The organism is Pirellulaceae bacterium (assembly GCA_019636385.1).
Taxonomy (GTDB): domain Bacteria; phylum Planctomycetota; class Planctomycetia; order Pirellulales; family Pirellulaceae; genus Aureliella.
In genome coordinates, this window is sequence record JAHBXT010000003.1 from 323501 (window position 1) to 337045 (window position 13545).

Consider the following 13545-nt stretch of genomic DNA (forward strand, 5'->3'; position numbering starts at 1 on the left):
GCATCGAACACCCTCAGGACTTTCAATCCGTTATGAACAAACAGATGCATTTCAAGTACCCGGGAAATTTAGCAGCGGTTGACGGCAATACTGCGGTCATTTTGTGTGAACGCGAAGCCAGCGATGCTGCCGGAGCTTATCCGATTACTCCCTCAACACAGATGGGCGAAATGTGGGCTGAGGAGACGGCCCGCGGCCATCTGAATATCTCCGGACGTCCCTTGATTTTCATCGAGCCGGAAGGCGAGCATGCCGCCGCCGCAGTCACCGCCGGGCTGTCGATGACCGGGTTACGAGCCATCAACTTTTCTTCGGGCCAGGGAATCGCCTACATGCACGAGTCATTGTACGCGGCGGTCGGCAAGCGGTTGACCTATGTGCTGAATATCGGTGCTCGGGCGATGACCAAAGCTAGCTTGAACGTTCATGCTGGCCACGACGATTACCACTGTATTGACGACACTGGCTTCTTTCAAGTGTTCGCCAAGGATGCCCAAGCTGTCGCCGATCTCAATCTCATCGCCCATCGGCTGGCCGAATTAGCGTTGACGCCCGGAGCGGTTGCACAAGATGGTTTTTTAACGACGCATTTGATCGAGTCGATTAGGGTGCCTGAGCGGGGGTTGATTGCCGAGTATCTGGGACGCGCCGAGGACATGATCGACACGCCAACCCCCGCCCAGCGTATCGTTTTCGGCCCACAGCGGAGAAGGATTCCCGAATTGTGGGACGTGGACAATACTTTGATGATCGGCGTCGTCCAGAATCAAGATGCCTACATGCAAAGCGTGGCAGCGCAGCGGCCTTTTTATTTCCAGCACATACCACAACTGTCTCAGCAGGCGTTTGATGAATACTATTGTCTGACCGGGCGGCGCTATGATCGCGTCCAAGGCTATCGCACCGAAGACGCCGATTATCTGCTATTGGGGCAAGGCAGCCTGGTTTCCAACGCCGAAGTAGTCGTGGACTACCTGCGAAATACGCGCGGCATCAAAGTCGGCGTGGTCAACTTGGTGATGTTTCGTCCGTTTCCCGATGATGCCCTCAGTCACATGCTGAAGGGCAAAAAAGGCGTGGCCGTTTTGGAACGCGTCGATCAGCCATTGGCTGTTGAACTGCCGATCATGCGTGAGGTGCGCGCCACCGTCAGCCGCTGTTTAGAAAACGGTCGTGATCCCCAGCATCAGCCTTTTCCCGGTTTGGCCTGCTACGCCAAGCCGGACGATGCGCCATGGTTGTACTCCGGCTCGTTCGGACTGGGCAGCCGCGACTTACAGCCTGAAGGGATTATCGCCGCGATCGAGAACATGTTGCCAACCGGTGCGAAACGCAAGTTCTTCTATCTGTCGATCGACTTCTTGCGCGACCCTCCGGCCAGTCCCAAGCAGCGCATTCATCAGGAGGAGATCGAGAGCAGTTACCCGCAGGTGCGACAATTGGCCCTGCGCGGCTCGGAGAATCCCAACTTGATGCCACCTGGCAGTATCACGGTGCGGATGCACTCGGTGGGTGGCTGGGGAGCCATCACCACCGGCAAGAATCTAGCGATGACGCTGTTCGACTTGTTGGGCTACCACATCAAGGCCAATCCCAAGTACGGTTCGGAGAAAAAGGGCCAGCCCACCACCTATTACCTGTCAGCTGCGCCTGAACCGATTCGCATCAACAGCGAGTATTTTTATGTGGATGTCGTCTTGTCACCCGATCCCAACGTATTCCATCACACCAACGCACTGGCAGGCATCAAGGAAAGTGGTGTGCTGATTTTGCAGAGCGACCTGCCGGATGCGGCGGCCGTGTGGCGCAGTATTCCGGCCCCCTACCGCGAAATCATTGTGAAGAAGAATGTGCAGCTGTTCTATCTGGACGCCTTTGCCATCGCGCGACAAGAGGCTAACGATCCGGATTTGCAACTGCGGATGCAAGGTATTGCCTTTCAGGGGGCCTTCTTCGCTTCAGCCCCCATCACCAAGCAGGCCGGACTGAGCGACGAAAGACTGTTGACAGCCATACGCCAGCAACTGGAAAAGAAATTCGGTAGCAAGGGCGCACGAATCGTCGAAGATAACATGCGTGTGGTCCAGCGAGGTTTCATGGAGCTGCACGCGGTGCCCCACGGACCTGTCGCCGATGATCCGTCAGTGGCCAAGCCAACTGCGGGTCATCCACAGTTACCCATGCTGCTCAAACGCCAGCCCCAGAGTCATTTGGCTGCGTCCGACATCCATCGCTTTTGGGAACAGACCGGCAGCTTCTATGCACGCGGCCAGGGTCAAGACAGCATCAGCGATCCGTTCATCGGGCTGAGTCTTGTGCCAGCAGTGACCACGCTGTTTCGCGATATGACAGGCATTCGCTTTTCGCATCCTCAGTGGATTTCGGAAAACTGCACGGCCTGCGGCAATTGCTATACCGTCTGCCCCGACACTGCCATCCCCGGTTTGGTTAGCGAAGTGTCGCAAGTGTTCGAGACGGTCATCCAGCGCCTGCGCAAGCAAGGTCGATCTATCCATCATTTGCCCAAAGCGGTGCGCGATATCGAACGCCTTCTCCGACCGATGCTGGTGGAAAGCTCGCCTAAAGACAAGGTGGCCTGGCTACTGGAAGACGCCATCGACAAGACTCTGGAGCAGTCCCAACTCGACGAGGCTCAGCGGGTTGAGCTTAAGCAAGAATTGAATTGGTTTCGTGAAGATCTGTCCAATTTCCGATTCGCCTTGTCACAGCCCTATTTTACGGCTCACGAAAATTCGCAGCCGGGCAGTGGCGGCTTGTTGAGTATTACCGTGAATCCCTACACCTGCAAAGGGTGCATGGAATGTGTAGCCGTCTGCCACGACGATGCCCTGCGCGTCACACCCCAAACGGCCGACAGCGTTCAGCAACTACGGCGTGGCTGGGAGTTCTGGCTGGACCTGCCCAATACCCCGCGTCGCTTCATACGCGTAGACGACCTAAATGAATGTGTCGGAGCCCTGCACACGATTCTGCTGGACAAACAGAATTATCAAGCCTTTGCCAGCGGCGAAGGAGCCTGCTTGGGCTGCGGTGAAAAGACCGTGATGCATCTATTTGTCAGCACCGTAGAGGCACTCATGCAGCCGCGTATCGACAAGCATGTGCAGCATTTGAGCGATCTGATTGAGCGGCTTGAGAAACATCTACGGTTGAAGTTGATGCACGGCGTTGATGTCAGCAATCCGGCAGTGGTCGAAAACCTGTTGCGCGACGCAGGTAAGGGTGATGTTACGCTGGCTACCATCGCCGACGACTTGCAGCAGCGCACCGGCGGGCAGGCGATCGACCCGCAATGGCTGCGGCGCATCAGCGGATTGATTGCTGAGCTGAAGCAGTTGCGCTGGAAGTATACCGAAGGTCATACGCGCCGCGGACGGGCACGCCTGGGAATGCTGAACGCCACCGGCTGCTCCTCTGTCTGGGGTAGTACCTATCCGTACAACCCCTATCCGTTCCCTTGGGCTAATCATCTGTTTCAAGATGCTACCTCGCTGGCCATGGGCGTGTTTGAGGGCCACATGCAGAAGATGGCGCAGGGCTTCAAGGCGATTCGTCTGGCCGAATTGGAACTGGACGGTCGCTATGATCCTTCCGTACACGACCGGGAGATGACCTACTTCAATTGGCAACAGTTCAGCGACCAGGAATGGCAACTCTGCCCGCCCGTAGTCGCCGTGGGAGGCGATGGTGCAATGTACGATATCGGCTTCCAGAACTTGTCGCGAATGATGATGACGGGCAAGCCAATCAAGGTGCTTATTCTGGATACCCAAGTCTACTCGAATACCGGTGGGCAGGCCTGCACGTCCGGTTTCTGGGGGCAGATTTCGGATATGGCACAGTACGGTCAGACGCTGCAGGGTAAAGCCGAAATCCGCAAGGAAATCGGCCTGATCGCCATGGCGCATCGCACCAGTTATGTCATGCAAAGCACGATTGCGCACGCCAACCACATGATCGAAGGCTTTGTGCGTGGACTCAACTCGCGCCGCCCCGCCTTGTTCAATCTGTATACATCCTGTCAGCCCGAACATGGCATTGGGGACGACAAGAGTTTTAATCAAGCCAAGCTGGTGGTCGAATCTCGCGCCTACCCGCTCTTCCGTTATGACCCTGACGCGGGTGTGCGACCCGAGGAATGTTTTGATCTGGAAGGCAACCCAGATCTGGAGCGCGATTGGCCCGTTTACCGGTTACCCTACCAAGACGGGCACCGCCAGCGGACGATGGAGTTACCAATGACCTTTGCTGATTTCGCGATTACGGAGAATCGCTTCCGCAAGCATTTTCGCGTTGCCCCACCCGACACGTGGAACGAGAACATGCTGCCAATCGCTGAATTCTTGGAGCTATCCGTGGAGGATCGTCAAGATCGATTCCCATTTGTCTGGAGCGTGGACCGCCAGGGACAGTTGCAGCGATTGTTGGTGGCCAGTCCTATCGTGCATTCGTGTGAAGACCGCCGCAATTTTTGGACGATGTTGCGTTCGCTGGCGCGGGTCGGAGAATCCAAGCTGGATAGCACGGCCATGGAAGCCAAAATTCGTCGCCAGGTCGCCCAGCGATTGGCCAGCAATATCTTGCAATTGGCGCTGGGCGAAGCAGGGGACGTGGATGTAACAGAGGTAGCTCTGGCGGCAGGCTTGACAGAGGATGCCACAGCCGCCGGCGCCACAAGCACGGTCGCCGACACCGCACCAGTCAGCCATGGCCAGACCGCCGCCGCGGCAGGCTATCAGCCGCCATGGATTGAAACCCCGCGTTGCACCTCATGCAACGAGTGCATCCAAATCAATCCCAAGATTTTTGAGTACAACTCGCAGAAGAAAGCCATTATCAAAGATGCTCAGGCGGGTCCTTACCAAGACCTGGTCAAGGCCGCCGAGCGGTGTACAGCTCGCATTATTCATCCAGGGTTGCCACCGCAGCCTTATGAGAAAAGTGTAGAGAAATGGATTGCGCGTGGAGCGAAATATAACTGATGCTGGACCTGTGGCACTGGCTCTTCCCGAATCCGACATTTGCGCATGGCATTCATCCACCTGAAGCCAAGGGCGATACTTGTGGTTTGCCCATACGGCAATTTCCCTTTGCGCCGCAACTGGCTGTGCCCCTGTCGCAGCACTTGGGCAAACCGGCCGTGCCGATAGTTCGAGAAGGTCAGGAGGTAGAACGCGGTCAATGCATCGCCGAGCCAGATGGATTTATGTCGGTAGCCATGCATGCACCGGCCACAGGGGTCGTGACGCAGCAGACACTGGTGCCCAGCATTCTCGGTCGCATGGTGCCGGCGCTAGTCATTCAACCGCATCCGGGTTCGACTCAAGAGGTTCTGCCCGGCGCAGCGTGCGACTTGGAAACGGCCAGCGCGGATGACATTGTACAGGCTATTCAGCAAGCCGGTATTGTGGGGCTAGGTGGAGCTGGCTTTCCAACGCATGCCAAGTTACGTATACCAACTGGTAAACCAGTAGACACATTGCTGATCAACGGCGCCGAATGCGAGCCTTACTTGACGACCGATCATCGCGTTATGCTAGAACATGCCGGCGATGTGCTCACGGGCATAAGCTATGTTCACAAGGCGATTGGTGCGCGGCGGGTGATTGTTGCCGTTGAGGCGAATAAGCCGGACGCAGCCGAAACACTGAGACGCGAAATCGACCGGCGGAGATTGGGTTCAGGCCAGCCTGACATCCAGGTGGTTGTGTTGCCTGTTAAGTATCCACAGGGCGCCGAAAAAATGCTGATTACAGCACTTACCGGCAAGCAGGTGCCCTCGGGGGGCTTACCGCTGGATGTGGGGGTGATCTGTATCAATGTATCCACGGCGGCTGAAATCGGTCAGCTTCTGCCGCGCGGCGCAGGGCTGCAGGACCGAGTCATCACCGTTGCAGGTTCGGCCATTAAGCGCAAAGGAAATTATCGCGTTGCCCTGGGGACTCCGCTGCGATTCATTTTGGAGACCGTAGGAGTCGAAGAGGATATCGCCCGCGTATTTCTAGGCGGGCCGATGATGGGACAGGCTGCGGCCAGTTTGGATATTCCGATTACCAAGGGCACTACAGGGGTCATCGCCCTGACGCAGCGCGAACTACACAGTCATGTGGAACCAACGGTCTATCCCTGCATTCGCTGCGGCTACTGTGTAGATGCTTGCCCGATCTTCTTGAATCCTTCGCAAATGGGTTTGCTGGCCAAAGCCGGTCGCTATGCGGAAATGGCCGAGCAGTATCACTTGATGGACTGCTTCGAATGCGGTTGCTGTACTTATGTCTGTCCGTCTCACATCCCGCTGGTTCAACAGTTTCGCGTCGCCAAGGCCGCTATCCGAAAGGCCAACCGCGTATGACACAACTGAGTCAGACACTGGAGATTAGCAGCTCGCCACAGATCAGCGGGGTAGCCAGCACCGACCGCATCATGTGGGCAGTGGTAGTGGCACTGATGCCCACAACCCTGTACGCCAGCTTTCTGTTTGGCTGGGCGGGATTGGTAACGCTGGTGTTCGCGACGGCAGCTTGTGTGTTGATGGAGCACCTATGTTGCCGCTTGACCCGTCACAGGACCACGATCGGCGACGGATCGGCTGCGGTGACAGGGCTGCTGTTTGGCCTGACCTTGCCACCCGGCCTGCCGCTGTGGATGACCGTTTTAGGCGGAGCTTTCGCGATCGGGATTGGCAAATTGCTGTTTGGCGGCTTGGGCAGCAACTGTTTCAATCCGGCGCTGGTTGGCCGAGCGTTTCTGCAAGCTGCCTTTCCGACAGCGATGACCACTTGGTTGGCCCACGACAGCCAGCGATTGACCAGCCTGCCTGGCTCGCTGCTGGCCTGGCCGTTGTGCCAGCCGCAGTATGACGGTGTTTCGGCTGCCACGCCACTAACGAAATGGAAATTCGACCACGAGGCAGCCAGCAGTATCGACCTGTTCTTGGGTTCTACGGCCGGTTCGATTGGCGAGACATCGGCGGCCATGATTCTGTTGGGTGGTGTTTATCTGGTGATCAGACGGATGATGAATTGGCGCATTCCCGTCACGATCCTGACTACGGTGGCCGGGCTGTCGGCTGCGTTGCACTGGGTGGATTCAGCTCACTATGCCAGCCCCCAGTTCATGTTGTTCTCAGGCGGCTTGATGCTGGGAGCAGTATTTATGGCCACCGACATGGTGGCTTCACCAATGACGCATAAGGGCTGTGTATTGTACGGTGCGCTCATCGGGGCAATGATTGTTTTGATTCGATCCTGGGGCGGAATGCCGGAAGGCGTGATGTACGCCATCTTGTTAGGCAACGCGTTATCACCACATATCGACAATTGGATTCAACCGCGTGTCTACGGTAGTGTAAGCAGAATCGCACCCACCGTTGCTGCAGCCTCTACAACAGCGCAACCGATTGCCCAACCAATGTCTCACCCGGCGGCTCAGGCTGTGGTGCATGCCAAGCCGGTCGCCGCTGACGCGGTCGACACGAACCTAGCTGTTGCCGCGCCGGCGGGTTCCTCGTTGGTGACAGTTGACCGCAACCGCCCCGCTGGATCAGTCGAGGTTCAGATATTCACAGTTTTGCTGGTGGTGGGCGTTGTCTGCTCGCTGGCCATCGTCAGCGCGTATTTGGCAACCGCACCTGCCATCGCGCGCAATCAGATTGCGCAGCGCCAGCGGGCGGTATTGGCTGTTCTGCCTTCGGCGATCCAGGCACAAGCTTTTCAACTAACCGCAGACGGACATTTTCAGCCAGTGCCGATGCAGACGACAGGTGCTGAGGTTGTGTTTGCTGGCTACGACCAGCAGCAAAAGCTCGTTGGACTGGCCATGCTTGGTCAAAGTGCCGGTTATCAGGACATGGTACAGATTGCATATGGCTATTCACTGGACAAACAGACCATTTTGGGATTTGAAGTTTTGTTCAGCCGCGAGACGCCAGGCATTGGTGATCGTGTTCCTCAAGATGCCGGCTTTTTGAAGAATTTCCAGCAACTGGACGTTCGGTTGACTGCCGACGGCGATCGTTTGGAAAACGTGATTCAATACGTCAAGCCGGGTGAGAAGACCGCCAATTGGCAAGTTGATGGTGTTTCCGGCGCGACGATTACTTCTAAAGCCATTACCAGAATATTGTCAGAGGGTTCCGCCTATTGGATACCACGACTGTGGCAGCGCCGCGTCGATTTTGAATACTCGCAAGCAGGTTCGGTCCATGAATAATTCACCATCAGCACCCAGCGAAGAATCAGTGTCCAGTACCGATGAAGTGATCAAGGGAATTCTGCAGCAGAATCCAGTGTTTGTCCAAGTACTTGGGATGTGTCCGGTACTGGCTGTTACCAATTCCGCCTGGAATGCTTTGGCTATGGGACTGGCCACCGCCTCGGTGCTGGTCTTGTCCAACGTAGTGGTGTCGACTGTGCGAAGTCTTGTGCCCAAGCAGGTGCGGATTGTGACCTTTATTCTGATGATCGCCACGTTTGTAACGATTATCGACTATCTGATTCAGGCACTGAGCTTGGAGCTGCATCGAGCGTTGGGTGCGTTCATATCGCTAATCGTAGTCAATTGTCTGATACTCGGCCGGGCCGAAGCGTTTGCTTCCAAGCACTCGGTCAGCCGGTCATTTTGGGATGCCTTAGGAATGGCGACCGGTTTTACAGCCTCGTTACTGTGTTTAGGCAGTGTGCGTGAGCTGCTGGGAAGTGGCAGTCTGTTTGGCAATCGACTGTTGGGAGAGAGTTTTCAGCCGTGGGTGGTGATGATCCTGCCTGCAGGCGGCTTCTTCACGCTCGCCGGCTGGTTAATGGTCATCCATGCTATTTCCAGTCGACGTCGGGCAGGAATGTCCAAGCGTGGCCAATCGCTGCAGGAGGCTATATGAACACCGATTCGTTGGGAGCGATCTTCATCAACGCCTGTTTGATAAACAATTTCGTATTGGCCTATTTTCTGGGGATCTGTCCTTTCTTAGGAGTATCGGGCAAGATTGCCACGGCAGCCCGGATGGGTGGTGCCGTGACGTTTGTCATGTTGATCACCTCGGTCTGTGCCTACGGTATTCATCACGTGCTGGTATTGATTGACGCACCCTATCTGCAACTCATTTCCTTCATTGCGGTCATCTCATCGACGGTGCAGTTGGTCGAGATGTTCGTCAAGCGCACCAGCCCCAGCTTGTTTCGAGCATTAGGGATTTTTCTGCCACTGATCACCACCAATTGTGCGATTCTGGCATTGGCCCTGTTTCAAACCAGCCGCAATTACAGCTTGGGGCAATCACTGGTGTTTGCACTGGGTGCCGGTCTGGGGTTTACGCTGGCGCTGGTGCTGATGGCTGGACTACGGGAAAAGCTGGAACTGGCCAGCGTGCCCGATGCGGTTCGGGGAACAGTGATCACACTGATACTGGCTGGGCTATTGTCGCTGTGTTTCATGGGTTTTGCAGGGCTGGGAGGCTAGCGTGATCGTCAGCTTCTTGAAAGCGTTTGTGGGAATCACGCTATTGGCCTGTGGCTGGGTGATAGCCCAGCAATTGCGACGTTCGCCCCAAGACACGCCCATTGAAGACAGCGACTCGCCGTCGCTTGGGTGTGGTGGCTGCGACGGTAGTCGTCACTGCCATGGTCAGGACGGTGCCAGCAGCCGGTGCTAGCTACACCCACCAAGCCGTTATGTAAACCTGCAGATACAACACTGGTCACACTCATGGTGGGCCACAACAAGTCACCGCCTACAAATCCCGGAACAATCAACAGATTCTGCCTGAAAGGATAAACTATGCGCTTGCAAGACCTTGATGTCAGCACCCGATTTGTCGCCCGCGTAGTGCAATCGGTCCGACTTACACCCCCAGAGTCCACCGAGGAAGTGCGCGATATTGCGCTGGATGTGGCGGGCCATTTCCCCGTCAGAATTGGTCAGAATTTTGGCGTTCTGGCACCGGGGCAGAAGGAATTTGGTCAGCCACACCATTTGCGATTGTACACCGTGGCCGACGTACCCAGCCGCACTGCCACCGGCGATACCCGGATTCATCTGTGCGTCAAACGCTGCTGGTATGTCGACCCTTACAACGGCGAACGCTATAACGGCGTAGCTTCGCATTTCCTGTGCGATTTGCAGGCGGGAGATCAACTAACACTGACTGGGCCCTACGGTCAAGCGTTTGAAGTACCCGAAGAGAAAGATGCAGCGCTGATCCTGATTGGAGCCGGCACGGGCATCGCTCCGTTTCGGGCTTTCGTCAACTATCTCTTTCGGCAAACGGCCGGTTTTCACGGCAGAGTTTGGCTATTACACGGCGCGCGTACTGGATTGGAGCTGTTGTATATGAACGACGTGCAAAATGACTTTGCGCAGTACTACGACAACCGAACTTTTGAAGCGCTGGCAGCGCTGAGTAGTCAGCCACACTGGTCCGACTCGATCGACTGGCATACGGCCATCGGCGACCGCAGTCAGGAACTTTGGCGATTGTTAGCCGACGCGAAAACGTATGTGTACGTGGCTGGATTAGAAAAAATTCGGGACCAACTGGACAGTATGTTATCGCAGCTTGCGGGGTCACCAGAAAAATGGCAACGCCGCAAAGCCGAACTGATTGCCGGAAAACGCTGGGTAGAACTGCTCTACTAACACCGGTTCAGGGCGAATATCAAAGCCGATGAGATCAGCTATCTGCCAAAGGCGTTTTCTTTTCGGTGATGACGTTGCAAACCAGCGACTGCTCAGCGTTGAGCTGGATGTAGCTCTTCCACTCCTCAGGCACGTTGTCCTCGTGGTAGATCGCTTCGACGGGACACTCGGGCACGCAAGCCTCGCAATCAATGCACTCATCGGGATGAATGTATAGCATCTTCTCGCCTTCGTAGAAGCATTCTACCGGGCAGACGACGACACAATCGGTATAACGGCATCCGTCACAAGGCTGAGTAACTACGTGAGCCATCTGGCTGCAACCTTTCTTAGATGGTGATGTCAGCGGCCCGACCACATGGTGGTGCCGCGAGCTGAGGGAGGTAACTACAGGTATCGGCGAGTCCCGGTGGTTCTCACGCCCGGAATTCGTTTGGTCCACCCGGTTTAGCTGGCCACCTGGGCAATCTATACCGGCCCTTGGTGCCAGATGTTATGCAGCCCCGCACTGGCTGTCAAGCTAGCGTGCCGGGGCTCAACCTCGGACAGTTTTCCACCGCCAAGCCAGTAGTCCGGACCGTCTATACCTAGTGACTTTTGTACTTCGCACGCACTTCTGCGTACATTCGTCGGCAATTGGCTGCCGAGGTAATCTGCGGAAATGGCAATCGCCACGATTTGCAGTTATGCTAATGTTGTTAGATCAACTACCCTGACGTGACCGTAAGTGAACTTGGCAGCATCGTTTCTGCGATTCTGGCATTCACGGTCGGTGGGCCTGGCCAACCTTAGACCTCATTCGACGATAGCAGCTCTTGTGGTTCTGTCCGACTTAGATCGAACGCTATTGGAACGCTGTTTGAAGGGCGACAAAGAAGCCTGGGAACACCTGATCGACCGCTTTTTGCCGCTGATTGTCCATGTTGTCAATCAGACCGGTCGCCTACGATTGGGGAGACTTCCGGAGGCCGTCCGCGACGACTTGGTAGCGGACGTTCTTGTGGCGTTGATCGATCGTAATTATGCCGTATTGCGAGGCTTTCGCGGGCATAGTTCTCTGGGCACCTATCTGGTCGTGGTCGCTCGACGCGTGGTAGCCCGCCGGCTGGCATCGTATGGCAATGGACATCCCCCACCCCACCTGCGGGTCGCGGCCGCTTCCGCCGACCACAGCTCGCCAACGTTGCAACTAGAGCGGGTCGAGCGCATTGAATCGCTGCTGAAACGCTTGCCTGAACAAGAGGCTAAAGTGATTCGACTATTTCATCTAGAACACTTGACTTACAACGAGATATCGGGACGCATGGGCATACCTGAAAACTCGATTGGTCCTTTGCTTTCTAGCGCTCGCAATCACATGAAAATGCTGGACGGGAATCAAGACCCAGGTTCGTAACGGTTGTCCGTTGAGGAGATGTCGTCTAACTGCTGCACGTCTCCGGCTTGACCTCCAATACGCTCTTGACGATCTGACCGCTGTGCATGGTCTCGAAGGCATCGTGCCAATCTTCCAGCTTCCAAACACCGCCGACAATCCGATCCACTTTGAGCGCCTGCGTGCTAAGCAAATAAAGAACTCGCTCCCATGTGGCCCAAGTGTGCGAAAAACTGCCTTGCAATTGAACGTTCTTTTGGACCAAGGGGTCGAGTGAAAAGCCGACGGGATCGCGACCCCAGCCAACCTTGCTGATCCAGCCGTCCGGGCGTACCAAGTCCATGGCAACCTTGAGCGTGGCAGAAACGCCAGCTGCATCGACGATGCCTTCGCAGCCCAGGCCATCGCGCTGCAATGCCCACTCCTTGGCTTGTTCATTGAACAACGGCAGGCAATCAAATTGTTTGGCCAATTGCAGCCGCTCGCCGTCGCGAGGCAATCCAACCACTCCGACCTCGGCCCCGCGCAGCCGTGCAATCGCCGCGCACAACAATCCGATCGGTCCTGGTCCCAGTACCAAGACGCGATCGCCAGGAGCAATCGTTACATTGGCAACCACGGCGCTGTAGGCCACACAGCAAGGTTCGGTTAGCGCGGCGAAACGCAATGGCAGTGAATCTGGCACCCGGTGGAGACATCGAGCGGGCACGCGCACGAATCGAGTCATCGCGCCATTGACTCCGTAGCCGAATCCGCGACGCGATGGGTCCAGATTGTAACGCCCCACGCGTGACAGCGGACTATCGGGGTTGATCACTGCGGCCGTTTCGCTACACACGCGATCGCCTTCGCGATAAGTCGTCACGTTTGCGCCGCGCTGTGCCACGAAGCCCGCGAATTCGTGTCCCAGCGTTACCGGGTAGTTCACGGGCCAACTGTGTTCTGCCGTCCATTGGTGCAGGTCGCTTCCGCAGACTCCCACAGCGGATACTTCCAACAGCACATCATCGGCACCAATCGTTGGAATCTCGATCTCTCGTAATTGGACACTGTGCGGTTGTGGAGCAAAATTGACGACGGCCGGTTGAAGCTGCGACATGATGATCTTGATTTAATCCAGGCTTTGAGAAGGGTGTAATATTTTGGCGCAAGGGCACTAGTCGGGGCGTTTGAAGCATCCTTCAAGCGGCTCGTAGGTGCCCACATGCTTGACGATCAAGTTGCCTAACTGGTTTGATCGGCATGGCTGAAGAATGGCATTGTAGACGAAACACGCCAATTCGTTTAGAGCATCGCGACAGGGTCGTTTATGTCCCTTCGGGGGCGTTTCGTGAGAGTGCAACTGGGCATAGAATCTGGAGGAATGTATTTGGGCAGCAGGTAGTGCCATTTATTTCCGTACCCGGTAGGCGCACCCCAGTGCACGCAGTCCAGTATCTTGGATGCATGTACCCCAGCCAACCTCCCATTGCGGACGGAAGAACCATACGTCTATCCAATCGAAATCCTTCCACGCGGAG

Annotated in this window: 10 protein-coding genes; 8 read left to right on the top strand and 2 right to left on the bottom strand. The window is 56.0% G+C overall.

Annotated elements, in window-relative coordinates; all coding sequences use genetic code 11:
* Positions 1–32: 32 nt before the first annotated feature.
* The 7 genes from KF752_12080 to KF752_12110 all read left to right on the top strand — a co-directional run bounded on the left by KF752_12080 (position 33) and on the right by KF752_12110 (position 10650).
* Positions 33–5003 (top strand): 2-oxoacid:acceptor oxidoreductase family protein, encoded by a 4971-nt coding sequence (locus tag KF752_12080; protein ID MBX3422283.1) that lies wholly within the window; start codon positions 33–35, stop codon positions 5001–5003.
* Positions 5003–6373, top strand: coding sequence for an electron transport complex subunit RsxC (gene rsxC, locus KF752_12085; protein ID MBX3422284.1), 1371 nt, complete (start codon positions 5003–5005; stop codon positions 6371–6373). The genes KF752_12080 and rsxC overlap by 1 nt, the downstream gene beginning before the upstream one ends.
* Positions 6370–8232 carry an RnfABCDGE type electron transport complex subunit D gene (locus KF752_12090; protein ID MBX3422285.1) on the top strand — a complete coding sequence of 621 codons (1863 nt, stop codon included), beginning with the start codon at positions 6370–6372 and terminating at the stop codon, positions 8230–8232. The genes rsxC and KF752_12090 overlap by 4 nt, the downstream gene beginning before the upstream one ends.
* A complete protein-coding gene (gene rsxE, locus KF752_12095; GenBank protein ID MBX3422286.1) occupies positions 8225–8896 on the top strand; it encodes an electron transport complex subunit RsxE in 672 nt (223 codons plus the stop codon). The genes KF752_12090 and rsxE overlap by 8 nt, the downstream gene beginning before the upstream one ends.
* Positions 8893–9474 (top strand): RnfABCDGE type electron transport complex subunit A, encoded by a 582-nt coding sequence (locus tag KF752_12100; protein ID MBX3422287.1) that lies wholly within the window; start codon positions 8893–8895, stop codon positions 9472–9474. The genes rsxE and KF752_12100 overlap by 4 nt, the downstream gene beginning before the upstream one ends.
* Position 9475: 1 nt before the next feature.
* On the top strand, positions 9476–9667 hold the full coding sequence (locus KF752_12105; protein ID MBX3422288.1) for a hypothetical protein: 192 nt from the start codon (positions 9476–9478) through the stop codon (positions 9665–9667).
* 125 nt (positions 9668–9792) lie between these two features.
* Positions 9793–10650 carry a hypothetical protein gene (locus tag KF752_12110; GenBank protein MBX3422289.1) on the top strand — a complete coding sequence of 286 codons (858 nt, stop codon included), beginning with the start codon at positions 9793–9795 and terminating at the stop codon, positions 10648–10650.
* A gap of 34 nt (positions 10651–10684) precedes the next feature.
* On the opposite strand, the gene KF752_12115 is transcribed toward KF752_12110, so the two are convergent.
* A complete protein-coding gene (locus tag KF752_12115; GenBank protein ID MBX3422290.1) occupies positions 10685–10963 on the bottom strand; it encodes a ferredoxin family protein in 279 nt (92 codons plus the stop codon).
* 546 nt (positions 10964–11509) lie between these two features.
* Between KF752_12115 and KF752_12120 the strand changes: the two genes are divergently transcribed.
* A complete protein-coding gene (locus KF752_12120) occupies positions 11510–12046 on the top strand; it encodes a sigma-70 family RNA polymerase sigma factor (protein MBX3422291.1) in 537 nt (178 codons plus the stop codon).
* A 25-nt stretch (positions 12047–12071) separates the two neighbouring features.
* Here KF752_12120 and KF752_12125 read toward each other — a convergent pair whose 3' ends face one another.
* Positions 12072–13124: a zinc-binding dehydrogenase gene (locus KF752_12125; protein MBX3422292.1), complete on the bottom strand. Its 1053-nt coding sequence runs from the start codon at positions 13122–13124 to the stop codon at positions 12072–12074.
* Positions 13125–13545: the final 421 nt, after the last annotated feature.

Excerpts from the sequence above, each read along its gene's own strand:
- KF752_12125 (MBX3422292.1), bottom strand. The coding sequence starts at position 13,124 with ATGTCGCAGCTTCAACCGGCCGTCGTCAATTTTGCTCCACAACCGCAC.
- KF752_12110 (MBX3422289.1), top strand. The coding sequence starts at position 9,793 with ATGCGCTTGCAAGACCTTGATGTCAGCACCCGATTTGTCGCCCGCGTA.
- KF752_12100 (MBX3422287.1), top strand. The coding sequence starts at position 8,893 with ATGAACACCGATTCGTTGGGAGCGATCTTCATCAACGCCTGTTTGATA.
- rsxE (MBX3422286.1), top strand. The coding sequence starts at position 8,225 with ATGAATAATTCACCATCAGCACCCAGCGAAGAATCAGTGTCCAGTACC.
- KF752_12090 (MBX3422285.1), top strand. The coding sequence starts at position 6,370 with ATGACACAACTGAGTCAGACACTGGAGATTAGCAGCTCGCCACAGATC.
- KF752_12115 (MBX3422290.1), bottom strand. The coding sequence starts at position 10,963 with ATGGCTCACGTAGTTACTCAGCCTTGTGACGGATGCCGTTATACCGAT.
- rsxC (MBX3422284.1), top strand. The coding sequence starts at position 5,003 with ATGCTGGACCTGTGGCACTGGCTCTTCCCGAATCCGACATTTGCGCAT.
- KF752_12080 (MBX3422283.1), top strand. The coding sequence starts at position 33 with ATGAACAAACAGATGCATTTCAAGTACCCGGGAAATTTAGCAGCGGTT.